Here is a 25,669-nt window from a genome sequence, read left to right as displayed (position 1 = left end):
GTGATTCACAATACAGCGGAACTCACTTCCGAATATACTAAAATAATAATAAAAACAGGATATGAACTCCTAGGCAAGTGCCTAATGAAAAAAGCGAAAATCGGACAGGCATACTGAGAGAGCAGAGGCTTTTTTCATATAAGCTCCTTATCTAGATGACTTGCATAAAGTGTAACATATATTTACAAAAGTGAAAAAATCCTTTTTCTATTGAAAAAGGATTTTTTAGTGAGACTTATTTTAACTTCTGAGATTTTTTGAAGCTTTCGCTTTTTTCGGCCAGATAAAATAACTGGCGGTGATCAGGCAATCAATGCCCAGAATGACTGTCCATAGCTTTAAAATACTGCTCAGCGCTTCGGTACGGGCAGCATCATTAATAAAATAAATCATCCCGGCCAGCAGCCCGGCACCAATAAGATAAGCGAGCACATGTCTGATCAAGCTTTTCGCATAATGTTTCGCATGATCCATTCCATAGCGCACAAGCGGTTTTGAGCCTTGCTTTGTTACATAAAAACGGAATTTTTCATCCGCCCATTGGATCATTTGCTTGCCGAAAGCAATCGATACGCCGATGTACACTGCAGCAATCGCGTGTGCAGTAGTCGCAACGGCTCCGCGGTATAAGTCCGCAGACGTCATTATTAACAAAATCAGGTCAATGACAGGAGTTAAGGCAAAAAGAAGCAGCCCTAATTTATCTTGTTTAAATAGATAGCGTACGACAAGGCCTAACACTATTACAACCCAAAATCCTATTTCGCAGAAGACAATCATCCAAGCGACACTGTTCAATCTGTTCCCCTCTTTCCAATACAGTTGTATTATTTAATATGATTTTACCATCTGCATTTTTATAAAACAACTGTATTATAAAAATTGCTCTTTGATTTTTTTCTTGGTAAAATAAAGATATGCCAAAACAAATTGACCATGAAAAAAGAAGAAAACACATTGCAGAAGCGACATGGCGGGTGATTTTAGAACGAGGGATGGAGGGGGCCTCTGTCAGAAACATTGCCAAAGAAGCAGGGCTGTCGTTAGGTGCGCTTCGCCATTATTTTTCAACTCAGGATGAATTGCTTGTTTTTGCAATGAAACTTGTGAAAGAAAAGGTGACAGCCCGCATTAATGAAATTGCTGCCCATGATTTGCCGCCTAAAGAAAAAGTGTTACACATACTGCTTGAAATTGTCCCGACAAATGCTGAAACGATTAGAGAGATGGAGGTATGGTTTGCTTTTACTGTTTATGCGAGACATAAAGACAATATGTTTGATGCGGGACATGATGAAATTTACAAAGCAATTCGAAATCTGATTGACTACTTGGACCAGCTTCATTTATTGCAAAAACATGCTGATAAAGAAATAGAAGGAGAAAGGCTGTATGCCTTAATTGATGGCTTGGCTTTACATGCGATGTTTGACCCTCGCCGTGTGAATAAAGAACGGATCAAACGTGTGATTATGCAGCATTTACAATCTATATGCGTGGATGAATAAGCCCAAGAGTGAATAGGTCACTCCCAAAAAGTTATTCTTAATGGACAAGTCTCCAAAAAGAATAACTTTTTTTATGAGAATCAAGCCGTAACTGCAAGAATGAATTGAAGAATGGAAAAGCCGCATGCCGTTTGGTAAAGTGGGAATGGAAGAGAGAATGAAAGAACTTCATATTGATAGGAATGGTGAAAATGGTTACTTATGCGGTACATACGATCAAAACATTTCATCACAGGTGGACTAACTATTGTTACATCATTGAAGATATTGTAAGCCGATCTGCGATAGTTGTTGATCCATCATGGGAATTGAGTAAAATAACTAATAAACTTTCTGAGCTGGAGGTTGATTTATCAGCAATTCTTTTAACGCACTCTCATTATGATCATGTAAATCTTGTTGAGCCGCTCTCGGCATTATTTCATCCTCAAGTGTATATGTCGAAAACAGAAATCGACTTTTACCAATTCAGATGCAAAAACTTAATTGCTCTTCAAGACCTTGAAACCATCAGCATAGGAATGACGAAAGCGCAATGTCTGCTTACCCCTGGGCATACAGCCGGCGGGATGTGTTATTTGTTTTCAGGAAGTATATTCACAGGAGATACGATTTTTACGGAAGGATGCGGGATATGTGAAGATCATGGCAGTTCCGCAGATGATATGTTCGACAGTGTCCAGAGGATAAAATCCATCGTTTCCCCAGAAGTGCGGGTTTATCCGGGGCATTCATTTGGTCAAGCGCCAGGGCAAACCATAGGTGAGCTTTTAAAACATAATATTTATTTTCAGATTGATAAAAAAGAATATTTTGTGAAATTTCGCAATAGAAAAAACCAAAGAGGTATTTTTGATTTTAAATAGTGTTTCCCGAAATCATTCTATTAGACTATTTTCTTTCTGCAACCGAAAGATTTGCCTTTTGAAAAATGATGACAAAGCACGGGTTGATTTTATTAAGTAATGAAATGAAGCTTATGTATCATCATCTTTTGGCACAAATGATATGCGGGTCTAATTTCTTGCGTTTTACAGCGTGTCCTGATTCTTTATACCTTTATGGAAAAATGCAGAGAAAAAACGATGGAAAGTGTAGGAAAAATTAACTTGACGGATAATATTTACAGAGGTTACCATCAACTTGAACATGCTACTATTTATCCGGGGCAATACTTATATTTTCTATAACGTCTGTCAGCAGGTAATTATAATGCGGGGAAGGGTGGCTTTAATAGAATGATCACATATGTTTTTCCGGGACAGGGTTCACAGAAACAGGGAATGGGCAGTGAGTTATTTGATGAGTTTAAAGAACTGACGGCACAGGCAGATGAGATCTTAGGGTATTCTATCAAACGCCTATGCATAGAAAATCCTTATTCAAACTTAAACAAAACGCAATTTACTCAGCCGGCCTTATATGTAGTGAACGCATTAAGCTACCTGAAAAAAATACAGGAAACAGACATAAAACCCGATTTTGTTGCCGGGCACAGTCTTGGAGAATACAATGCGCTATTTGCGGCTGAAGCCTTTGATTTTGAGACGGGGTTAAAGCTTGTCAGAAAAAGAGGCGAGCTGATGAGCATGGTAAGCAACGGCGGTATGGCGGCCGTTATGGGACTAAATGAAGAACAGGTTTCAGAGGTTTTGATAGATCATCATTTACATGCGATTGACATCGCGAATGTAAATGCTCCTTATCAAATTGTGATTTCAGGTCAAAAAGAAGATATTGACAAAGCCGCATCCATCTTTGAAGCCAAAACAGACGTTACGATGTTTCTCCCCTTAAACGTCAGCGGTGCGTTTCATTCCAGATACATGAATCATGCAAAGCAGGAGTTTGAACAGTTTCTTGACACTTTTCATTTTGCTCCTTTGTCTATTCCGGTTATTTCTAATGTATATGCCAGACCGTACTCTTCTGAAGTAATTAAGCCGACACTGGCGGATCAAATCAACCATTCGGTAAAATGGACTGAAAGTATACGCTTTTTAATGGAAAAAGGTCAAATGGAGTTTGAGGAAATAGGACCGGGAAATGTGTTAACAGGATTGATCCGCCGCATTGAAACAGATGCGGAACCTATGACACGCTAAACCGATTTCTATACCAAAAGGCCTCAAATTCGGGTCTAAAGTATACGTGATGCATGATTCGATAGACACTGTTAAAACTGAAAGAATTTATATACTGTTACATAAAGAGGCTGATAAAAAAAGTTCGCTCTCTAGCGGACATTTGCACTATCGCAGTCAGTTTTTATATGACGATAAACCATCGCTCTCCTTTCAAGAGAACCGCCCTTTATTTAAAAAACATCCAAGTCATAATCGAGTCGATGTTTTTGGCGATGCCAAAATGATTCACATCAAATTCAGATACTTCCAACATCACTTCATTAACGAGCTTCCACATCCAGAACAACAAAACGAAATTGATTTTTTCCATTCATGTTATAAACCATATAACGAGGCTTTTCTCACAGCCAGCATCATCATATTTCCGTAACTCACCTTTAAATACATAAAAAAAGAAGGTTATACAAATGAATGAACCACTCGTTTTTATGTTTTCCGGACAAGGCTCTCAGTACTATCATATGGGAAAAGAATTATTCAGCGGAAACACCGTTTTTCGCCAATGTATGCTTGAAATGGATGCCATTGTTTCTCGGCAAATCGGCATATCTATAGTCAATGAAATGTATCATCCCGCTAAGCGTGTATCGGATCCGTTTGACCGTGTCCTTTATACGCACCCCGCTATTTTTATGGTTGAGTATTCTTTATATCGGGTTTTCGCAGAAAAGGGAATCCAGCCTGATTACGTGCTGGGGACAAGTCTGGGAGAATTCGCGTCAGCTGCTGCTTCCGGTGTTTTAGACGCAAAAGAGATACTGGAATGCATACTTGAACAGGCTGCCGTCATCGAAACATACTGCGATAAAGGAAAAATGCTGGCTATACTCGACAAACCGCAACTATTACTAGATCATCCGCAGCTATTTGAAAATAGTGAATTAACCTCCATTCATTATGATTTGCACTTTGTCATTTCGGGAGAAAGTGAAAACATACAGCAGATCACTGATGTCCTGAGAGAGAACGAGATTCTCTGCCAGCCGCTGCCTGTATCCTACGGATTTCATTCTTCCCTTATTGATCCTGCAGAAAATGCATATAAAGAATTATTAAGTTCAAAATCTTTTAAACATCCTTCAATCCCGTTGGTATCCTGTTTAACGGGAAGCAGCATTCGCGAGATTCATAACGATTTCTTCTGGGATACTGTAAGAAAACCAATGAGATTTCGAGAAGCTATTCATTTTTTGGAAAGTCAGCATACGTGCCATTTCATTGATTTGGGGCCTTCAGGAACCTTAGCAGCGTTTGTTAAACAATTAATCTCGGGAGATTCAGCGAATCGCTGTTATTCAATCATCACACCATTTCATCAGGAGCTGAAAAATCTGGAGATGGTTGAGCGTTTACAGAAACTAGAAAGGAAGTAAACAAGATGATTACATATGTTTTTCCGGGACAAGGCTCCCAGCAAAAAGGAATGGGACAAGGACTTTTAGAGCAATATCAGCATTTGACGGACCAAGCAGATCAAATACTTGGGTATTCAATCGAAAAACTCTGTACTGAAAAAGGCTATTTCGATGTCAATCATACTCAATATACTCAGCCGGCTTTATACGTGGTCAATGCACTCAGTTATTTGAAAAAGCTGGAGGAGACCGGCGAAAAACCTGATTTTGCGGCGGGACATAGCTTAGGAGAATACAACGCGCTGTTTGCAGCAGGCGCATTTGACTTTGGGACAGGCTTAAAGCTGGTGAAAAAAAGAGGCGAGCTGATGGGACGGATTACTGGAGGCGGTATGGCTGCGGTGATCGGTTTAGATAAGGAACAAGTTGCAGCCGTATTAGAAGAACATCATATACATACGATTGATGTGGCAAATGAGAATACACCTCGGCAAATTGTGATTTCCGGACAAAAAAAAGATATTGAAAAAGCGGGAGCTGTTTTTGAAACCATCCAGGATGTAAAGCTGTTCCACCCGTTAAACGTAAGCGGAGCTTTTCATTCTAGGTATATGAATGAAGCAAAACAAGAATTTAAGCAATTTATAGAAACATTCCATTTCGCGCCTTTATCTTTTCCGGTTATCTCGAATGTTTATGCAGAGCCTTATCAACAGGAAAGGCTGAAAGAGACCCTGTCTCAACAAATGAACAGCACGGTTAGATGGACAGAAAGCATTCGTTTTCTTATGGGAAGAGGAGCAATGGAGTTTGAAGAAATCGGTCCTGGAAAGGTGTTAACCGGCTTAATTACCCGCATAAAAAATGAAGCGGAGCCGTTAACACATCATGCTGATTCAACAGAGAAAAAGGCCTTTCCCGGCCAGCAAAATGAACAAGCAGAAACTGACGCCCATTCAGCTCGAATGTCTGCTGAAATTACAGCTCATTCATTAGGAAGTGCCGAGTTTAAAAAAGACTATCAACTTACATATGCTTATCTTGCAGGAGGAATGTACCGCGGAATTGCTTCGAAAGAAATGGTTGTAAAGATGTCAAAAGCGGGGATGATGGGGTTCTTTGGCACGGGCGGTTTGGATCTGAATGACGTTAAGGATGCGATTCTGTCTATTCAAGGCGAATTGGGGCAGGGACAAGCCTATGGCATTAACCTGGTGCACAATATGAAGCATATCCAATCAGAAGAAAAAATGATTGATCTTTTATTGAAACATAATGTGAGACATTTGGAAGCCTCCGCATTTCTAAGTGTCACGCCTGCTTTAGTAAGATATCGCGCCAAAGGATTGAAACGGCGTCCAAACGGTGAAGTGACATGTACCAATCGAATGATAGCGAAAATCTCAAGGCCGGAGGTTGCCGAATCCTTTATGAGTCCTGCGCCGGAGAATATGGTAGAAAAGCTTTTAAGAGATAACAAAATCACAACGAGTGAAGCTGAGTTATTGCGGGAGATCCCTGTGACAGAGGATATTTGTGTGGAAGCAGACTCAGGCGGTCATACGGACGGCGGTGTCGCATACAGCTTGATGCCGGCGATGACATTATTAAGAGACGAAATGATGAAAAAGTATCGATATAGCAAAAAAATACGCGTCGGTGCGGCAGGCGGAATAGGAACTCCTGAGGCGGCGATGGCTGCCTTTATGCTCGGTGCTGATTTTATCTTAACCGGCTCAATCAATCAGTGTACGGTTGAAGCGGCTACAAGTGACAGAGTGAAAGATTTATTGCAGCAAATGAATGTTCAAGATACGGCGTATGCGCCAGCGGGTGATATGTTCGAATCAGGCAGCAAAGTGCAAGTGCTGAAAAAAGGTGTGTTTTTTCCTGCGCGAGCCAGCAAGCTGCATGAACTTTACCAGCGATTTGGATCATTGAGTGAGATCGATCAAAAGACCTTAACACAGCTTGAGGAGAAATATTTTAAACGCAGTATCGAAAAAATATATGAAGATATTAAATTACACTATCCATCGGCAGAGATTGAGAAGGCTGAACGGAATCCGAAACATAAGATGGCATTGATTTTCAGATGGTACTTTAGGTACAGCTCGCAATTGGCGATCAGCGGAAGCGAAGAGTCTAAAGTCGATTATCAAGTTCACTGCGGCCCGGCGTTAGGGGCTTTTAATCAATGGGTGAAAGGCTCGGCATTAGAGAGCTGGCGGAACCGTCATGTGGATGACATCGGGAAAATATTAATGACAGAAACCGCAAAGTTACTGAACGACAGAATTGCATTATTTTCTCAAAAGGCGCTTTAAAGCCTATTGTGCAATAAAAAAGATTGAATATTGCGAAAAAATGTGCCGAGCCTGCATGTTTAACATTCTATTTAAAGGAGAGACAAACGTTATGAATAAACAGAAAGTCTTCGAAGTATTGATTACTAATATTTGTGAGGTTCTTCCGGAATTGGACGGACACCGTTTTGAGCCTGAAGATCGATTAGCTGATTTAGGGGCTGATTCTGTAGACAGGGCTGAAATTATAACCATGGTGCTTGAGGATTTATCATTAAAAATCCCTCGTGTCGAGCTGTCTGGTGTGAACAACATCGGCGAGTTAGCTGAGGTGCTTTATGACAAAGTACAATCCGCCTGAGATTCTGGTGACCGGTGTCGGAGTAACGGCAGCGATCGGCCAAGGGAAAGAGGATTTTGTTTCTTCGTTGTTGTCTGGGAGGCATGCCTTTGAAGTGATGCAGCGTCCTGGCAGACAAAAAGACAGCCGGTTTATTGGAGCTGAAATTCCTTCGTTATCTTATCCTGACCGTCTTTCTAAGAAACTGCTAAGAAAAGCGTCATTTTCCAGCCAAGCTGCTTTGGTTACTCTCTCAGAAGCCTGGGAGGAGGCGAAGTTAGACGATGCTGGTTCCGCACGTATCGGGCTGGTAGCAGGAGGATCGAACTTTCAGCAAAGAGAGACCCTCCAGCTTTATGAGAATTATAGGGACCGCTCTGGTTTCATGTCGCCAGCATATGCACTGTCTTTTATGGATAGCGATCTTTGCGGTCTTTGTACAGAACAGTTTGGAATCACCGGTTTAGCTTATACGGCGGGAGGTGCTTCCGCAAGCGGCCAGTTAGCGGTGATTCAAGCAATTCAGCAAGTCCTGTCAGGAGAGGTTGATATTTGCATCGCACTGGGGGCGTTAATGGATATTTCCTATATGGAATGTGAGGCGCTCAGGGCTTTAGGCGCTATGGGAACGGATAAATATGCTGATGAGCCAGAAAACGCGTGCCGTCCCTTTGACCAGAACAGAGATGGATTTATTTATGGAGAATGCTGCGGCGCATTGGTGATAGAACGAAAAGATACGGCTGTCCGCCGGGGCGTAAAACCCTATGCATCATTGTCTGGATGGTCAATCAAAGTAGACGGGAACCGTAATCCTGATCCTTCTTTAGAAGGGGAGATCCATGTCATACAAAAGGCATTGGGGCGAGCCGGTCTCACACCTGAAGAAATTGATTACATAAACCCCCATGGCACGGGTTCATTCATTGGAGATGAAATTGAATTGAAGGCGCTGCATGCTTGCGGTCTTTCTCATGCTTATATAAATGCAACAAAATCAATAATCGGGCATGGGCTCAGTGCAGCAGGCATTGTTGAGATTATTTCTGTACTACTTCAAATGAAAGAATCACGCCTGCATCCGAGCCGGAATTTACATGATCCAATTGATCCTTCCTTGCATTGGGTGACGGATCAATCAATTTCACACGACATAAAAAACGCGTTGAGTTTAAGCATGGGTTTTGGCGGAATGAATACCGCTGTTTGTATACAAAACATTGAAAAATGCGGAGGCGAATCATAAATGGTTTCTGCTGGAATAGAAGCGATGAATGTCTTTGGCGGAACGGCATACCTTGATGTCATGCAATTAGCCAAGTACAGACATTTAGATACTGCTAGATTTGAAAACTTATTAATGAAAGAAAAAGCGGTAGCACTGCCTTACGAAGATCCTGTGACCTTTGGAGTGAATGCGGCTAAGCCGATTATTGATTCACTAAGTGACGCAGAGAAGGACAGGATTGAATTGCTGATCACCTGTTCCGAATCTGGGATCGATTTTGGAAAATCATTAAGCACCTATATCCATGAATATTTAGGGCTCAATCGCAACTGCCGTTTGTTCGAAATAAAACAAGCCTGTTATTCAGGAACTGCCGGATTTCAAATGGCAGTGAATTTTATATTATCCCAGACGTCTCCGGGTGCCAAAGCACTGGTCATCGCCAGTGATATTTCCCGTTTTTTAATCGCTGAAGGCGGAGACGCTTTAAGTGAGGATTGGTCCTATGCCGAACCGAGTGCCGGAGCGGGAGCAGTGGCTGTCTTGATAGGCGAAAATCCCGAGGTGTTTCAAGTTGATCCCGGGGCAAACGGCTATTACGGCTACGAAGTGATGGATACGTGCCGTCCCATTCCCGACAGTGAGGCGGGAGATGCTGACCTGTCTTTAATGTCATATTTGGATTGCTGTGAACAAACGTTCTTGGAATATCAAAAACGTGTACCCGGGGCTCATTATGAAGATACGTTTCAATATCTAGCCTACCATACGCCTTTTGGCGGGATGGTGAAAGGGGCGCACCGGACGATGATGCGTAAGATGGCAAAGGCGAAAACGGCCGAGATAGAAACTGATTTTTTGAAACGGGTACAGCCTGGATTGCTTTATTGCCAAAGGGTCGGAAACATTATGGGAGCCGCATTGCTTCTGGCGTTGGCTAGCACTATTGACAAAGCGCAGCTTGACTCGCCTAAACGAATCGGCTGTTTCGCCTATGGTTCGGGCTGCTGTTCTGAATTTTACAGCGGAATTGCAACGCCTCAAGGCCAACAACGCCAGCGCTTATTTGAAATCGAGAAGCACTTGGACAATCGATATCATCTTTCAATGGATGAGTATGAAACGCTGTTCAAGGGAAGCGGGATGGTCCGGTTTGGAACTCGTAATGTCAAGCTGGATCTTGAGATGATTCCGGGGGTATTGCAGTTTCATCAAGAAAAGCCGAGGCTGTTTTTAGAAGAAATTTCTGAGTTTCATCGCAAGTACAGGTGGATGTCGTGACATACCAAACGATTAAGGTCCGGTTTCAAGACTCAATTTGCTATCTAACCTTTCATCGTCCTGACGCTAATAATACGATCAATGACCAATTAATCGATGAATGTTTACAAGTGATGAATCAATGTGAGACATCTTCCGTTACGGTCATTGTTTTAGGGGGACTCCCGGAGGTATTTTGTTTCGGAGCGGATTTTCAAGAAATATATCAGGAGATGAAAAGCGGCAGAAAACAAGCGAGTTCTCAAGAACCCCTTTATGATTTGTGGCTGAAATTGCAGACTGGTCCTTTTGTCACCATTTCACATGTGCGGGGAAAAGTAAATGCCGGAGGTCTTGGATTTGTGGCTGCCAGTGATATTGTCATTGCGGATCAAACTGCATCATTCAGTCTGTCCGAGTTATTATTTGGTCTTTATCCAGCTTGTGTGCTGCCATTTCTGATTCGCAGGATCGGCTATCAAAAAGCGCATTATATGACATTAATGACAAAACCGATTTTTGTTCAGGAAGCCATGGAATGGGGTTTGGTGGATGTCTGTGACGCTCAAAGCGAGGTCCTGCTGAGAAAGCATTTATTGCGCTTGAGGCGGTTAAATAAAAAGGCAATTGCGCGGTATAAACAGTTTATCAATTCATTGGATGACCGCCCGCGCCGTACGAAATCCATGGCTTTAACTGAAAATCAAGACATGTTTTCCGACCCTCAAAATCAAATGGGCATCATAAGGTACGTTGAAACGGGGCAGTTCCCTTGGGAGAAGAGTCCGTAAACTGTGTGAAATACATACAATCAGAAACCGTTAGGAGGACATCATGACGCATTCTGTTGTAGAGCTTTTTGAAATCGAGCCCGCTATTATTCAGGTCAAGATGCATGACCGTGTTCATAAAAACGCGTTTTCGCAAGAACTCACAGACGGATTAATTCAAGCGTTCGAATTCATTCGCAATCAACAAAGCTATAAAGCAGTGATTTTAACGGGATACGACAATTATTTTGCTTCAGGTGGAACACAAGAAGGTTTGCTGAGAATCCAGCAAGGAATCACCAAGTTTACTGATGACAATCTCTATTCTTTGGCACTTGATTGCAGAATTCCCGTCATTGCTGCCATGCAGGGTCACGGAATTGGGGGCGGCTTTGTCATGGGGCTCTTTGCTGATTTTGTTATTCTGAGCAGGGAGAGCGTGTATACCACTAATTTTATGAAATACGGGTTTACACCGGGGATGGGAGCTACTTTTATCGTTCCCCAAAAACTCGGGTTCAGCTTGGCGCAGGAGTTATTAATGAATGCGGGCAATTACCGGGGAGCCGATCTCGAAAAAAGAGGAATACCTTTTAAAGTCCTCCCTCGATCTGAAGTTTTGGAGTATGCTGTGGAGCTGGCGCGTGAGCTGGCGGAAAAACCGAGAAACTCCTTAATTACACTAAAAGACCACTTGGTTGCGCCGCTTCGCGAGCAGCTTCCCAGCGTGATAGAACAGGAGCTCGTGATGCATGAGAAAACATTTCATCAAGACGAAGTCAAAACGAGAATCACAGGTTTGTATGGGAATTAATTGATTTAGAAACGATCGTCGTGTGATACATAAAAATGTGCAGGTGAAATGGAGGCAGCTCTATGAGAAATGATGTGAATACCCGCGGATTATCTAATCCCTCTGTCAGTTATGGGGAGCCATTACATATATCCGAAGATCAACCGGCTACAATACCCGAGGTTTTATACAAAACGGCAGCAGAGCTTGGAGAAACAAAGGGGATCATTTATCTGCAACCGGATGGAACTGAGATTCATCAATCTTATGGCCGTTTATGGAAGGATGCGCTGCGTATTGTGAAGGGGTTCCGTCAATCTGGCCTGAGAGCAAAGGATAATGTGATCTTGCAGCTTGGTGACAATTCACAATTTATCCCTGCTTTCTGGGGCTGTGTTTCAACTGGAATTGTTCCGGCGCCTTTAGCTGTTGCCCCGACGTATACAGAGTCGAACAGCGGGACGCAAAAGCTGAAAGATGCATGGACACTTCTTGACAGGCCGCCGGTGATTACGAGTCGGGAATTGCTTCAGGAAATGATTGATTGGGCAAAAGAGCAAGAACTTGAAGGTTTTCGCGCCTTGGCTGTCGAGGATCTTTACTGTGATGAGATGGAAACCGACTGGCATCAAGCTCATCCTGAAGATTTGGCGCTTCTGCTGCTGACTTCAGGGAGTACGGGCACTCCCAAAGCAGTCATGCTCAATCACAAAAATATTTTAAGCATGGTGAAAGGCATTATTCAAATGCAAGGTTTTACAAGAGAGGATATCACGTTTAACTGGATGCCGTTTGATCATGTCGGAGGCATCGGGATGCTTCATTTGCGGGATGTTTATCTTGGCTGCCAAGAAATCAACGTCGCAAGTGAAGCGATTTTGATGGAACCACTAAAATGGCTTGATTGGATTGATCATTACCGTGCTTCTGTTACGTGGGCACCGAATTTTGCTTTCGGACTGGTCACTGATTTTTCTGATGAAATGAAAAATCGAAACTGGGACCTGTCATCCATGCGCTATATGCTCAATGGCGGTGAAGCGATGGTCGCTAAAGTGGGACGCAGAATGCTAGAGCTTTTAGAACCTCACGGATTGCCTGCTGACGCGATTCGCCCTGCATGGGGCATGTCTGAAACTTCATCCGGCGTGATTTTCTCTCGTGAGTTTACCCGTTCCTCAACAAGCGATGATGATGGTTTTGTGGAAATAGGCTCCCCGATTCCTGGATTCTCCATGAGGATTGTGGATGACCATAATGAATTGGTTGAGGAAGGCGAGATCGGCCGTTTTCAAGTCTCTGGCCTCTCTGTTACCAGCGGATATTATCGGCGCCCGGACTTGAATGAGAGTGTGTTTACGGAGGATGGCTGGTTTGAAACTGGCGATCTCGGTTTTTTGCGCAATGGGCGTCTAACCATTACGGGCCGTACGAAAGATGCGATTATTATTAATGGTGTCAATTACTACAGCCATGCGATTGAATCCGCAGTTGAAGAATTAGCGGAAATCGAAACTTCTTATACTGCCGCTTGTGCTGTCCGTGTGAATAACAATACAACGGATCAGCTGGCTATCTTCTTCGTTACTTCCACCCAGATGAATGATGATGAAATCGTTCAGCTTCTTAGAAACATACAGTACCATGTCACGCAGACAATCGGTGTGACTCCCGAATATTTGCTGCCGGTGCATAAAGAAGAGATTCCGAAAACAGCTATAGGAAAGATTCAGCGCACGCAGCTGAAAACGGCATTTGAAAATGGAGAGTTCGACCACTTGCTTCACAAACCGAACCGTATAAACGGTGAGGGAGAGACACAAGAAGCAGATGATGCCAAAAGAATAAGAGAAGATATACAGGAATATCTGCTCCGCTGTTTTACTGATGAGCTTCATGTTTCCCGCAATTGGATTGAGCCCAACACCAATATCCAAAGCCTCGGTATTGACTCTATCAAGATGATGAAGCTTATGCGGGCGGTCGAGAAAAAATACCGCATCAGACTTACAGCCAGAGAGTTATATAAATATCCTGCAATCGAATCACTGGCAAACTATCTGTCTGAAAAAGAAGATTTGCGGAGCAGCCTGTCTGGTGACAAAGACAGCATTGACGCACCCCAATCAGAAAAGGCGGAAAAAAAGCAAGCAGCCTTTCAACCTCTTTCTGAAGTTCAAAAAGGTTTGTGGACATTGCAAAAAATGTCACCTGAAAATAGCGCGTATCACGTACCTCTCTGTTTTCGATTTACGTCATCGCTTCACCTTGAAACTTTAAAGCAAGCTTTTCACCATGTGCTGAAACAGCATCCGATATTAAAGCATGTGATTCAAGAAAAAGACGGAGTGCCTTGCCTCAAAAATGAGCCGGCGCTATCTCTTGATATCAAAACAGAAGACATTTCGGGTATGAAAGAGCCTGACACAACTGCTTATCTTAGAAAACAAGTAAAAGAGCCGTATGTAAAGGAAAACAGCCCGTTAATGCGCGTCCGTGTTTTTTCCAGATCAGAAGAAGAGCACTTTTTGCTTGTGGTTATTCACCATATTATTTTTGACGGGATTTCTTCCCTGACGTTTATTCGCAGCCTTTTTGACAGCTATAAGCTTCTATTAGAAGGACAGGAGCCGAAAGAGTCTGTTTCACCGGCCGTTTATCATGATTTTGCTGCTTGGGAACAGAACATGCTTGCCGGTGAAGACGGCGAGAAACATCGTTCGTACTGGCGGAAACAGCTATCGGGCACATTGCCGAATCTTCAGCTGCCGACTGTAAGCACCAGTACGTCCGTTTCAGAGTTTAAGGAAGACACATACGCTCGGCGGCTGCCCAGCAGTTTAATGAAGCGTGTCAGATCGTTTGCCAAAGAGCATTCTACAAATGTTTCAACGGTATTGCTGAGCTGCTATATGATGCTGTTAGGCCGTTATTGCGATCAGAAAGAACTGATCGTCGGCATGCCTGCGATGGTGAGACCTGAAGAGCGATTTGATTCCTCTATTGGGCATTTTCTCAATATGCTGCCTATTCGGGGTGAACTGAAAGCGGCAGAAACTTTTTCTGAGTTTGTTTCGAGGTTGCAATTCACAATCCTCGATGGACTGGATCATGCGGCTTATCCTTTTCCAAAAATGGTGCGGGATTTGAATATTTCTCGCCAGCAAGCAGGTTCACCTGTTTTTCAGACAGCTTTTTTCTATCAGAATTTTCTTCAAACTGGAAGTTATCAAAGTCTGTTGAGTAAATATAGGGATTCCTTTTCTGTTGATTTCGTTGAGAGTATTCATCAAGAGGGTGAATACGAATTGGTGTTTGAGCTATGGGGAGAAGAAGAAAAAATGGAGCTGAACATCAAATACAATACTGGGCTGTTTGATACCGCTTCTATTTCCGCTATGTTCGATCATTTTGTTCATTTAACAGAACAGGCTGTTGGGAGTCCTTCTCAGACTTTAAAAGAGTATGCCTTATTAACTGACGAAGAGGAACAAATGATTCTCAGAACGTGGAACGCTACTGACAAGAATTATCCACATGCGTGTTTTCATGAGTTATTTGAGCAGCAGGCGAAAAAGACGCCTAATCGGGCGGCTGTCAGCTATAAAGGTGAAACATTGACGTATCGGGAGCTTGATGAAAAAAGCACACAGCTGGCCATATATTTGCAGGCGCATGGAGCGGGGCCGGATCGCTTGGCAGGTATCTATGTGGATCGATCGCTGGAAATGATTGTGGGTTTATTGGCGATTCTCAAGGCAGGAGGAGCATATGTGCCGTTAGACCCGTCTTATCCGGCTGAGCGATTGGAATACATGCTGAAGGACAGTGAAGTCTCCATTACACTGACTACTTCCGAATTGGCCAATACTTTAAGCTGGAATGGGATTCAGACAGTTTTGTTAGATCAGGACTGGGATGAGATCACTCAAGCCGCTTTTGATCGTCGTGTTCTTTCGCGCACCGTCAAGCCGGAAAACTTGGCTTATGTCATTTATACGTCCGGCAGCACAGGGAAGCCAAAAGGTGTCATGATTCCGCATAAAGCGTTGACAAACTTTCTCGTTTCCATGGGTGAGACGCCTGGTCTTTCATCAGCGGATAGCCTGCTTGCTGTGACAACCTACTGTTTTGATATAGCTGCTTTAGAGCTATATCTCCCTTTGATAAAGGGGGCGCAGTGCCATATTTGCCAAACTGAACATACAAAAGACGTTGAAAAACTGAAGCGCGACATACAAGATTTGAGACCGACAATCATGCAAGCAACCCCTGCGACATGGAAAATGCTCTTTTATTCAGGCTGGAAAAATGAAGAGGGAGTCAAGATTCTATGCGGAGGCGAGGCCTTACCTGAAAAACTAAAGCAGTATTTTCTCAATACGGGCAGCGAAGCCTGGAATATGTTCGGACCTACGGAAACAACAGTCTGGTCTGCGGTCCAGCGTGTGAATGAAGAAAGCTCTCATATTACAATAGGCCGTCCTATCGCAAATACCCGGATTTATATTACCGATTCGCAGCTTACGCCTGTTCCGGCTGGTGTCCCGGGAGAGCTTTGCATTGCGGGGGACGGAGTGGCAAAGGGCTATTACAAACAGGGTGAATTGACGAATGAAAGATTTATAGACAGCCCTTTTGAGCCTGGGTCAAAGCTTTATAGAACAGGTGACATGGCACGCTGGCTTCCGGGAGGCAGGATTGAATATATCGGCCGCATCGACAACCAGGTGAAAATACGCGGATTCCGCATTGAGCTTGGCGATATTGAAAGCCGGCTTAATGAACATCCGGCTATTCAGGAAAGCGTCATTCTTGCAGCTGAACAGGATGGAGACGAGAAGCTCGCTGCCTATTATACAGGGAAAGATGCAAATTTATCTCTATCATCAAGGGAGCTGCGGAATTATTTAAAAAACAGTTTACCAGCCTATATGGTGCCTTCTTATTTTACCCAGCTTGACCATATGCCGTTAACACCGAACGGCAAGATAGACAGAAACACTCTGAAGAAACAAAAAGTGACAGCGAAGCAGCCAAGGCAAGGGAATGTTGCTTCTGTGAAAATACAGGAAACTATTTTATCTATTTGGCAAGATGTACTGAACGTTTTTGACATTGAGCAGGAAGACGGATTTTTCGATGTGGGAGGCGATTCGCTTCTCGCTGTTACGGCGTCCGAACGCATCAAGCATGAACTATCCTGTGAGTTTACTGTCACAGACTTGTTTGAATACTCAACGATCAAAGGCATCAGTAAATATATCACTGAACAGCAAATGGCGGATACTGGTTTCTCTTTGACTTTAGCCTCAGCGGAAAAGTCAGATAAGCCTATTCACATGCAAAATGTTACTGGTGATCTTCCGGATTATTATGAGGACAGTGTAGCGATTATTGGGATATCGTGTGAATTTCCAGGTGCGAAAAACCATGCTGAGTTTTGGGAGAACCTGAGAGACGGCAAGGAAAGTATTAAATTTTTCAGTACAGAAGAGCTTCGGAGTTTTGGTGTTTCAGAGGAACTGACTGAGAGCTCACGGTATGTCCCGGCTAAATCCTCGATTGAAGGGAAGGACGAGTTCGATCCAAGCTTCTTTCAAATATCACCTAAAGATGCTGAATTTATGGATCCGCAGCTGCGGATGCTCATGACTCACTCCTGGAAAGCGATAGAAGATGCCGGTTACGTGTCCAAACAGATTCCGGAAACGAGTGTTTATATGTCGGCAAGCAATAATTCATATCGCGCGCTCCTGCCAAAAGAAACAACGGAGAGCCTTGAAACGCCGGACGGTTATGTATCGTGGGTGCTTGCACAGAGCGGAACCATTCCGACGATGATTTCTCATAAGCTCGGATTGAAAGGGCCTAGCTATTTCGTTCATGCCAATTGTTCTTCTTCTTTAATCGGATTGCATTCCGCCTATCAAAGCCTGATGTCTGGTGAATCTAATTATGCTTTGGTCGGCGGAGCGACATTGCACACCGAGTCAAATATCGGCTACGTGCATCAGTCAGGTTTGAATTTTTCAAGCGATGGGCATATTAAGGCATTTGATGCCTCTGCCGACGGAATGATTGGCGGTGAGGGCGTTGCCGTTGTATTGCTGAAAAAAGCGGCGGATGCCGTAAAAAACGGCGACCATATCTATGCGTTGTTAAGAGGCATAGGTGTAAATAACGATGGAGCTGACAAAGTCGGTTTTTATGCTCCAAGTGTAAAAGGACAGGCGGACGTGATTCAAAAGGTCATGAATCAAACGAATATTCATCCTGAATCCATCAGCTATGTGGAAGCGCACGGTACAGGTACGAAGCTTGGAGATCCAATCGAGCTGTCAGCGTTGACGGCAGTTTACAGGCAGTATACAAATAAAAAACAATTTTGCGGAATCGGATCGGTTAAATCCAATATCGGACACGCTGATACGGCCGCCGGGCTGGCAGGCTGCATTAAGGTTGTGATGAGCCTTTACCATAATGAGCTTGCTCCTAGCATCAATTATAAGGAGCCGAATCCAAATATAGACTTAGCTCATTCTCCTTTTTACGTCGTCGATCAAAAGAAAGCATTGAGTAATGAAATAAAAACGCACAGGGCTGCACTTAGTTCGTTCGGGCTTGGCGGGACAAACACTCATGCGATTTTCGAGCAATACAAAACAGTTTCTGCTGATCAGAAACAAACAGGGGCCTGCATCATTCCGATATCGGCAAAAAATAAAGAGCGGCTGCATGAGTATGTACATGGCATTCTGGTTCATTTGGAAAGAAGAGGGCTTGAAAGCGGCCGTCTGGCTGATTTTGCTTATACCCTTCAGGTCGGGCGAGAAGCAATGGAATATCGGGTTGCCTTTATCGCTGATCATGTGGATGAGTTAAAACAAAGGCTGGCTGATTTTATCAATGGAAATTCACCAATAGAAGGCTGTTATCAAGGAGAGAAGCAGCAAGCCAAGGATGTTTCATGGCTGACAGAGGATGAAGACAGCGCGGAACTGATTGGGAAGTGGATCGCAAAAGGAAAAGTGAACAAGCTGTCGGAGATATGGAGTAAAGGAGCGCATATTGATTGGCTACAGCTTTACAAAGATGTGCGTCCAAACAGAATGAGTTTGCCGACATATCCTTTTGCGAAGGAACGATACTGGGCATCACAGGATGATCACAAGCTTTCGGGAAGAATGTCCGCTAAACAGACAGGCGTCAGTGCATTGCATCCGCTGCTTCATCAAAATACGTCAGACTTTTCTGAGCAGAGATTCAGTTCAGTTTTTACAGGTGAGGAATTCTATCTGACAGATCATGTGGTGAGAGGGAAGCCGGTGCTCCCTGGGGTTGCCTACCTTGAAATGGCGCAAATGGCTGTAAGCAAGGCGGCAGGCAGCACGAGCGAACAGGATGTCAGAATCAAATTGAATCACGCCGTGTGGGTTCAGCCTGTAGTGGTCGAGAGTCAGCCGGTTCATGTGCATATCAGTCTCTTTCCAGAAGAGGATGGGAAAATCACATATTACATTTACAGTACCGGAGAAGGGTCAGACTCAGCCATACACAGTCAAGGCAGTTCGGAACTGATAACTGCAGCAGAAAAGCCGGCTTGGGATCTTGGTGAATTACAGCGCCGCTGCAGCCGGAAGGAGCTTTCGCCTCACCAATTTTACGAGGAAGGCAGAAGCAGAGGAATGTTTCATGGTCCGGCATTCCAAGGAATTCAGAAAGTGAATATCGGAAACAGAGAGGTTTTGGCACGATTGCAGCTGCCAGCATCTGTTTCTGACACACAGGAACGTTTTGTGCTGCATCCAAGTATGATGGACTCCGCTGTTCAGGCTGCCACAATCTGTATCATGCAGGAATTTACTGAGCAAAAATTGATTTTGCCGTTTGCGCTTGAAGAACTTGAAGTGATCAAAGGATGTACGTCTGCGATGTGGGCATATGCCCGGTTGAGTGACGGTGATCACGGCGGGGATATGGTGCAGAAAGCGGATATCGATTTGTTTGACGAGACTGGGGACGTATGCGTAAGGATGAAGGGATTTTCAACAAGAGTGTTGGAAGGAGAAGTTCATTCGCCAAAACCTGCAGTTACACATGAGCGGTTAATGCTCGAGCCGGTTTGGAATAAGCAGGATGAGGTGATCGCTAAAGAGGTGACATCTTACGGAGAGCATCTCGTTGTCTTCTGTGAAACCGAACGAAAGGTCAGCGACGGCATTGCATCCCGCATGCAGAATGTCCATGTCATTACGCTGAATGAAACTGAGGGGAATATCGCTGAACGTTTTCAAAGCTATACACAGCAGGTTTTTGAACTCATACAAAAGAAAATTCGCTCTAAAGCTAATCTGATCATTCAAGTGATTGTGCCGGGCAAAGGCGAGAAGCAATTGTTTGCAGGTATGTCCGGATTACTCAAAACAGCAGAATTGGAGTACAGCAAACTTACAGCTCAGGTCATTGAGGTCGAGAATCCGGAAGAGATCATTAGCCTTCATCAAAAGCTGATAGACGACAGTCAGAGGCCTGATGACAAACAGATCAAATATGAAGCTGGTGACCGCTTTGTCAAAGGCTGGCGTGAAACAGCGCGTCCGGCAGCTGCTGAGCTTCATATGCCATGGAAGGATAATGGCGTTTACCTTATCACAGGTGGAGCGGGGAGCTTAGGTCTTTTGTTTGCAAAAGAAATTGCCAATCGAGCCGTTCATCCGGCCATCATTCTTACGGGACGTTCAGTCTTACATGAGCATAAGGAGCAGGAGCTTGAGGCTCTCCGAAAGTTGGGTGCAGAGGTTATCTATAAACAGGCTGATGTTGGAGATCAAAAGGCGGTCTCACGGCTCATGGATGAAATCAAAGAGACGTACGGCCATCTCAATGGAATTCTTCACGGTGCAGGCATCATAAAAGATCACTTCATTGTGCACAAAACAAATAAAGAGTTTCAGGAAGTGTTACAGCCAAAAGTAAACGGTTTGTTTTATCTGGATGAATGCAGCAAAGATTGGCAGTTGGACTTTTTCATCTTGTTTTCATCTGTGTCCGGATGTTTAGGAAACACTGGACAAGCAGACTATGCAGCAGCCAATACATTTATGGACGCATTTGCCGCGTACAGAAACGCGCTTGCCGTGTCTAAGAAGCGGAGCGGCACAACCATTTCCTTCAACTGGCCGTTATGGAAAGAGGGCGGTATGCAAGTTGATGCTGAAATTGAAAAGAGTATGTTGAAAAACGCAGGAATGGTCCCGATGCAAAGTGATCACGGCATTAGAGCCCTTTATCAAGGAATCGCTTCAGAAAAGCCGCAAGTCTTCGTGATGGAAGGTCAGCTTGCGAAAATGAAGCAAAAATTGCTCTCTTCCGGATCTAAAATCAAACGGACGGATCATAAAAGCGCAGATAAACATAACAGCCAAGCCCGTAAATTGGAACAGTCTTTCATCCAGATGGTCGGAGAGATTTTAAAAGTAAACACTGAAGATATCGATATCAATACAGAACTCAGCGAGTACGGATTCGATTCGGTTACGTTTACTGTATTTACAAACCGGATTAATGAAGTGTACCGATTGGAGTTAGCGCCGACCATTTTCTTCGAATACGGAAGCATACGAAGCCTGGCTGAATATGTAATGTCTGAGTATCGGGATGAATGGCTGCATCAAGATGCATCTGTCAGCGGGATTGATGAACCATCCAACTCTTTACCTGTTGCAGACAGCCTGCGAGCTTCATTGAGTCACATGGTCAGCGTCATTTTAAAAGTGAACGTTGATGATATCGATATCAATACAGAGCTGAGTGAGTATGGCTTTGATTCAGTTTCATTCACTGTATTTACGAATCAGATTAACGAAGCATATCAATTGGAATTGACGCCGACCATTTTCTTTGAATATGGAAGGATTCAAAGTTTGGCTGACTATCTGATAGATGAATACAAGGAGGCTTTTGCTGAGGAGAACGTAATATCATCGGTTCCTGAAAAAGATGAAGAAACAGCTCCTGCGGCGCCAAGCATGACAAAGAGGAGAAAACAGCGCTTTAAACAGACTGTTATGCCAAAAGAGGGAAGAAACACAAATCTGACTGCCGATTATGAGCCGATCGCCATTGTCGGCATCAGCGGCCGATTCCCTGGAGCCAATGATATAGATGAATTCTGGAGAAATCTTGAGGAAGGCAAAGACAGTATCACGGAAGTCCCGAAAGACCGTTGGGATTGGCGGGAGCATTTTGGAAATCCTGACTCAGAAGCCAATAAGACTGACATCAAATGGGGCGGATTTATTGATGGTGTAGCAGAATTTGATCCGTTGTTTTTTGGGATATCACCCCGTGAAGCCCATTATGTAGATCCTCAACAGAGGCTGTTAATGGAATATGCATGGAAGGTGATAGAAGATGCCGGATGCTCGCCGCAGAGCCTTTCAGGTACAGGGACAGGCATCTTTATCGGCACAGGAAATACAGGATATAAAGATTTATTTAATAAAGAAAATCTGCCGATTGAAGGTCATGCCGCAACAGGCCATATGATTCCTTCGGTCGGTCCGAATAGAATGAGTTATTTCTTAAATACCAATGGTCCAAGTGAACCGGTAGAAACGGCTTGTTCAAGCTCGCTTGTTGCGATTCACCGTGCTGTGACTGCTATGCAAAGCGGCGACTGTGAGATGGCAATCGCAGGAGGCGTGAATACGATATTAACCGAGGAGGCGCACATTAGCTACAGCAAAGCTGGCATGCTGAGCAAAGACGGTAGATGTAAAACATTCTCTGCTGATGCGAATGGTTATGTCAGAGGAGAAGGTGTCGGAATGGTCATGCTGAAAAAGCTGGCAGATGCTGAGCGCGATGGGAATCATATTTACGGCGTCATTCGGGGTACGGCAGAAAATCACGGAGGAAGAGCCAATACTCTGACATCGCCTAATCCGAAAGCGCAAGCTGATTTGCTGGTGCGTGCATATCGCCGGGCAGGCATAGATCCGAGTACAGTCACATATATCGAAGCGCACGGAACGGGGACTGAATTGGGAGATCCGATAGAAATAAACGGGCTGAAAGCCGCGTTTAAAGAACTGTCTAATATGGATGAGCACATACAGCCGGAAGTTCCGGATCATCGATGCGGGATCGGCTCAGTTAAAAGCAATATCGGTCATTTGGAGCTGGCAGCGGGTATTTCAGGCCTGATTAAGGTACTGCTGCAGATGAAGCATAAAACCTTGGCCAAAAGTCTGCATTGCGATACGCTCAATCCTTACCTGCAGCTTACTGACAGTCCATTTTACATAGTTCAAGAAAAAGAGGAATGGAAAGCTGTCAAAGACCGGAACGGAAACGAAATCCCGCGCCGGGCAGGAATAAGTTCTTTTGGGATTGGCGGAGTAAACGCCCATATTGTGATTGAAGAATACATTCCAAAAGCAGGTTCCCGACATGCGCTTACTGAACATCCGAACATTATTGTGCTGTCGGCTAAAAATAAACAAAGGCTAATGGATCGGGCTGCACAATTGCTGGGTGCCATTCGTGACAAAAAGTATACAGATCAAGATCTGCACCGCATCGCCTACACGCTTCAAGTCGGGCGGGAAGAAATGGATGAACGTATGGCTTGTATTGCGGGCACAATGCAGGAGCTTGAAGAAAAACTGCAAGCGTATGTTGACAGCAAGGAAGGGGCTGAAGGGCTCTTCCGCGGACAGGCGAATCGAAACAAAGAAGCGTTGGCCATTTTTTCTGCCGATGAGGACTTGGCAATGGCTATTGAGGCTTGGATCAGAAAAAGGAAATACGCCAAGCTCGCGGATTTATGGGTCAAAGGTGTCGCGGTCAATTGGGCTCAACTGTATGACGAGGCGGCCAAACCGCGTCTGATGAGTCTTCCTTCATACCCGTTTGCGAAGGATTACTATTGGCTTCCGACAGAGGAACGTCTTTCAGAACCGGACAACATAGAGTTCGTTGATCAAAGTGAAAAGCGCACCTCATGTGTTTTGACAAAACAATGGAGCGCAAGTCCGATTGCCACAAAAACGCCGGGGACAAGGGCTGTTGCGATTCTCAGCAATGAAGAGACGGCAGACTTGGCAGCTGAAGTATCAAAGCATTTCCCGAAACATCTCATATTAAATGTGAGCCGGATTGACAATGAACAGTTAAGTAATGATTGGAAACAGTTTGACGGCCTTGTGGATTTAATCGGTTTCGGCGGACACGAGGAAGAACAGCTACATTGGATTAGCTGGATTCAAAGGCTGGTTGAAGACGGACATAAAGAGGGAATCATGCTGCTTTGTGTGACGAAAGGGCTGGAATCATTCCAAAACCCTTCCGTGCAGATGACAGGAGCCTCCCGTGCTGGTTTGTATCGTATGCTTCAAAGCGAATACAGCCATTTGAGATCAAGGCATATGGATGCGGAAGACTCTGTTCATCCTCAGATTCTCGCGAAGCAGATCGCTGAGGAGTTTTATTCCGATACTGAGGAGACGGAGGTTTGCTACAGAGAGGACTTGCGGTACCAGGCTTACTTAAAAGCGCATCCGGTAACCTGGAGAGGAATCGAAGAGCGACAGACCTTCCCGGAAGAACATGTGCTTCTCATTACAGGCGGGACAAGAGGAATCGGACTATTAAGCGCCCGGCATTTTGCGGAACACTATGGAGTCAAAAAGCTGGTTTTGACAGGACGTGAGCAGCTTCCTCCGCGAGAGGAATGGGCTCATGCTGAGACATTAAATACCTCTGCGGCGCAGAAAATTCAAGCGGTGCGGGAGCTGGAGGCACAAGGCATACAAGTTCAACTGCTGTCACTCTCTTTGTCTGATGAGACACAAGTACAGCAAGCCTTACATGAAATTAATCAAACAATGGGGCCAATTGGCGGAGTCATTCATTGTGCAGGAATAACGGACATGGATACCTTGGCGTTTATCCGCAAAACAGCTGATGATATGCGGCAGGTACTGGAGCCAAAGGTGTCGGGGCTTACAACCCTATATCGCTATGTAAGTCATGAGCCACTACAGTTTTTTGTATTATTTTCTTCTGTTTCGGCCATTATTCCGGCACTTTCGGCTGGACAAGCTGATTATGCCATGGCTAACAGCTATATGGATTATTTTGCAGAAGCACATAAGGAAAGTACGCCAATCTTCAGCATTCAGTGGCCGAATTGGAAAGAAACCGGTATGGGAGAAGTGACAAATCAAGCATATCGAGAAAGCGGCTTGCTGAGCATTACGAATTCAGAGGGCTTGCGTTTTCTGGATCAAATCTTATCTGGGACCTTGCAGCCGGTTGTCCTGCCTGCTATAACGAATCAGGAAAATTGGAAGCCAGACCGGCTGATGGAGCGGCAGATCCGGCAAGAACCTGGATTGAAAGAAGAAGCTTTGCTTGTATCACAACCTGAAAAAATCGGGAAAAACGCAGAGCCTGCTAAACATGAGCTGCTATTAGATGAAACGCGGACATGGCTTGTTGCTTTGTTTTCTGAAGAGCTGAGAATCGAACGCGAACACCTGGAAATTGATGATCTATTTCAGGATTATGGTGTAGATTCTATTATCTTGGCACAGCTGCTCCAGCGTATTAATCGAAAGTTAGACGCAGCGCTCGATCCATCTATTCTTTATGAATATCCAACAATTCAGCGCTTTGCTGATTGGCTTGTAGGATCTTATGCCGAATCCTTGACTGCTCTGTTTGGAGACAAGATAGCGGAAAATGCGGAAGCATCTTCGGCAAATAGAACTGAGACAGTCACACCTCACCCTGCGGAGGATCCAGCTTCTGTCAGCCGAAGACAGGTGCCGGTGTCCTCGTCACCGAGTTCTTATGCAGAGGATGATATCGCCGTTGTCGGATTATCTTGCCGCTTTCCGGGGGCGGATACACTGGAATCATATTGGTCGTTATTATCTGAGGGACGCTCGT

Annotated in this window: 13 protein-coding genes (1 of these 13 cut by a window edge); 11 read left to right on the top strand and 2 right to left on the bottom strand. The window is 44.3% G+C overall.

All coding sequences use genetic code 11. The annotated features are described in order from the left end of the window. Positions 1–240: 240 nt before the first annotated feature. The gene (locus M1D69_RS11725; protein WP_458106000.1) at positions 241–798 is read right to left on the bottom strand and encodes a hypothetical protein; all 558 of its coding nucleotides are present in this window, start codon (positions 796–798) and stop codon (positions 241–243) included. A 119-nt stretch (positions 799–917) separates the two neighbouring features. Here M1D69_RS11725 and M1D69_RS11720 point away from each other — a divergent pair, with 119 nt between their 5' ends. The 3 genes from M1D69_RS11720 (at position 918) to fabD (M1D69_RS11710) (ending at position 3,613) form a co-directional block, all read left to right on the top strand. Further along, entirely contained in the window at positions 918–1,508 is a 591-nt protein-coding gene (locus M1D69_RS11720; RefSeq protein WP_458106001.1) for a TetR/AcrR family transcriptional regulator, read from the top strand. 191 nt (positions 1,509–1,699) lie between these two features. Next, complete coding sequence (locus tag M1D69_RS11715; protein WP_458106158.1) at positions 1,700–2,374, top strand: MBL fold metallo-hydrolase; 675 nt, start codon at positions 1,700–1,702, stop codon at positions 2,372–2,374. A gap of 372 nt (positions 2,375–2,746) precedes the next feature. Beyond that, positions 2,747–3,613 (top strand): ACP S-malonyltransferase, encoded by an 867-nt coding sequence (fabD, locus tag M1D69_RS11710; protein WP_024121471.1) that lies wholly within the window; start codon positions 2,747–2,749, stop codon positions 3,611–3,613. Positions 3,614–3,821: 208 nt separating this feature from the next. Here fabD (M1D69_RS11710) and M1D69_RS11705 read toward each other — a convergent pair whose 3' ends face one another. Then, positions 3,822–3,965 carry a hypothetical protein gene (locus M1D69_RS11705; protein WP_458106002.1) on the bottom strand — a complete coding sequence of 48 codons (144 nt, stop codon included), beginning with the start codon at positions 3,963–3,965 and terminating at the stop codon, positions 3,822–3,824. Positions 3,966–4,062: 97 nt separating this feature from the next. Here M1D69_RS11705 and M1D69_RS11700 point away from each other — a divergent pair, with 97 nt between their 5' ends. From M1D69_RS11700 to M1D69_RS11665, 8 genes are all read left to right on the top strand, one after another. Further along, the gene (locus M1D69_RS11700; RefSeq protein WP_458106003.1) at positions 4,063–5,028 is read left to right on the top strand and encodes an acyltransferase domain-containing protein; all 966 of its coding nucleotides are present in this window, start codon (positions 4,063–4,065) and stop codon (positions 5,026–5,028) included. Between the two features lie 5 nt (positions 5,029–5,033). After that, complete coding sequence (gene fabD / locus M1D69_RS11695; RefSeq protein WP_458106004.1) at positions 5,034–7,337, top strand: ACP S-malonyltransferase; 2,304 nt, start codon at positions 5,034–5,036, stop codon at positions 7,335–7,337. Between the two features lie 91 nt (positions 7,338–7,428). Next, positions 7,429–7,677 (top strand): acyl carrier protein, encoded by a 249-nt coding sequence (locus tag M1D69_RS11690; RefSeq protein ID WP_024121473.1) that lies wholly within the window; start codon positions 7,429–7,431, stop codon positions 7,675–7,677. Next, positions 7,655–8,902: a beta-ketoacyl synthase N-terminal-like domain-containing protein gene (locus tag M1D69_RS11685; protein WP_458106005.1), complete on the top strand. Its 1,248-nt coding sequence runs from the start codon at positions 7,655–7,657 to the stop codon at positions 8,900–8,902. Before M1D69_RS11690 ends, M1D69_RS11685 begins: the two co-directional genes overlap by 23 nt. Continuing rightward, positions 8,903–10,165, top strand: a complete 1,263-nt coding sequence (locus tag M1D69_RS11680; protein WP_458106006.1) for a hydroxymethylglutaryl-CoA synthase family protein — start codon at positions 8,903–8,905, stop codon at positions 10,163–10,165. Further along, complete coding sequence (locus tag M1D69_RS11675) at positions 10,153–10,935, top strand: enoyl-CoA hydratase/isomerase (RefSeq protein WP_458106007.1); 783 nt, start codon at positions 10,153–10,155, stop codon at positions 10,933–10,935. Before M1D69_RS11680 ends, M1D69_RS11675 begins: the two co-directional genes overlap by 13 nt. A gap of 43 nt (positions 10,936–10,978) precedes the next feature. Next, positions 10,979–11,728, top strand: a complete 750-nt coding sequence (locus tag M1D69_RS11670) for a polyketide synthase (protein ID WP_105954274.1) — start codon at positions 10,979–10,981, stop codon at positions 11,726–11,728. A 62-nt stretch (positions 11,729–11,790) separates the two neighbouring features. Then, positions 11,791–25,669, top strand: partial view of an amino acid adenylation domain-containing protein gene (locus M1D69_RS11665; RefSeq protein ID WP_458106008.1) — the 5' portion only. Its footprint extends 1,277 nt past the window's final position; 13,879 of the gene's 15,156 nt are visible here — the first part of the coding sequence; the start codon lies at positions 11,791–11,793; its stop codon lies off the right edge, out of view.

The sequence above is a fragment of the Bacillus sp. PK3-037 genome (assembly GCF_054161355.1).
This window is presented reverse-complemented; position numbering and strand designations above follow the sequence as displayed.

Coding starts and splice junctions, on each gene's coding strand:
- M1D69_RS11690 (WP_024121473.1), top strand. CDS start 7,429: ATGAATAAACAGAAAGTCTTCGAAGTATTGATTACTAATATTTGTGAG.
- fabD (WP_458106004.1), top strand. CDS start 5,034: ATGATTACATATGTTTTTCCGGGACAAGGCTCCCAGCAAAAAGGAATG.
- M1D69_RS11680 (WP_458106006.1), top strand. CDS start 8,903: ATGGTTTCTGCTGGAATAGAAGCGATGAATGTCTTTGGCGGAACGGCA.
- M1D69_RS11715 (WP_458106158.1), top strand. CDS start 1,700: ATGGTTACTTATGCGGTACATACGATCAAAACATTTCATCACAGGTGG.
- M1D69_RS11705 (WP_458106002.1), bottom strand. CDS start 3,965: ATGGAAAAAATCAATTTCGTTTTGTTGTTCTGGATGTGGAAGCTCGTT.
- M1D69_RS11720 (WP_458106001.1), top strand. CDS start 918: ATGCCAAAACAAATTGACCATGAAAAAAGAAGAAAACACATTGCAGAA.
- M1D69_RS11700 (WP_458106003.1), top strand. CDS start 4,063: ATGAATGAACCACTCGTTTTTATGTTTTCCGGACAAGGCTCTCAGTAC.
- M1D69_RS11685 (WP_458106005.1), top strand. CDS start 7,655: ATGACAAAGTACAATCCGCCTGAGATTCTGGTGACCGGTGTCGGAGTA.
- fabD (WP_024121471.1), top strand. CDS start 2,747: ATGATCACATATGTTTTTCCGGGACAGGGTTCACAGAAACAGGGAATG.
- M1D69_RS11670 (WP_105954274.1), top strand. CDS start 10,979: ATGACGCATTCTGTTGTAGAGCTTTTTGAAATCGAGCCCGCTATTATT.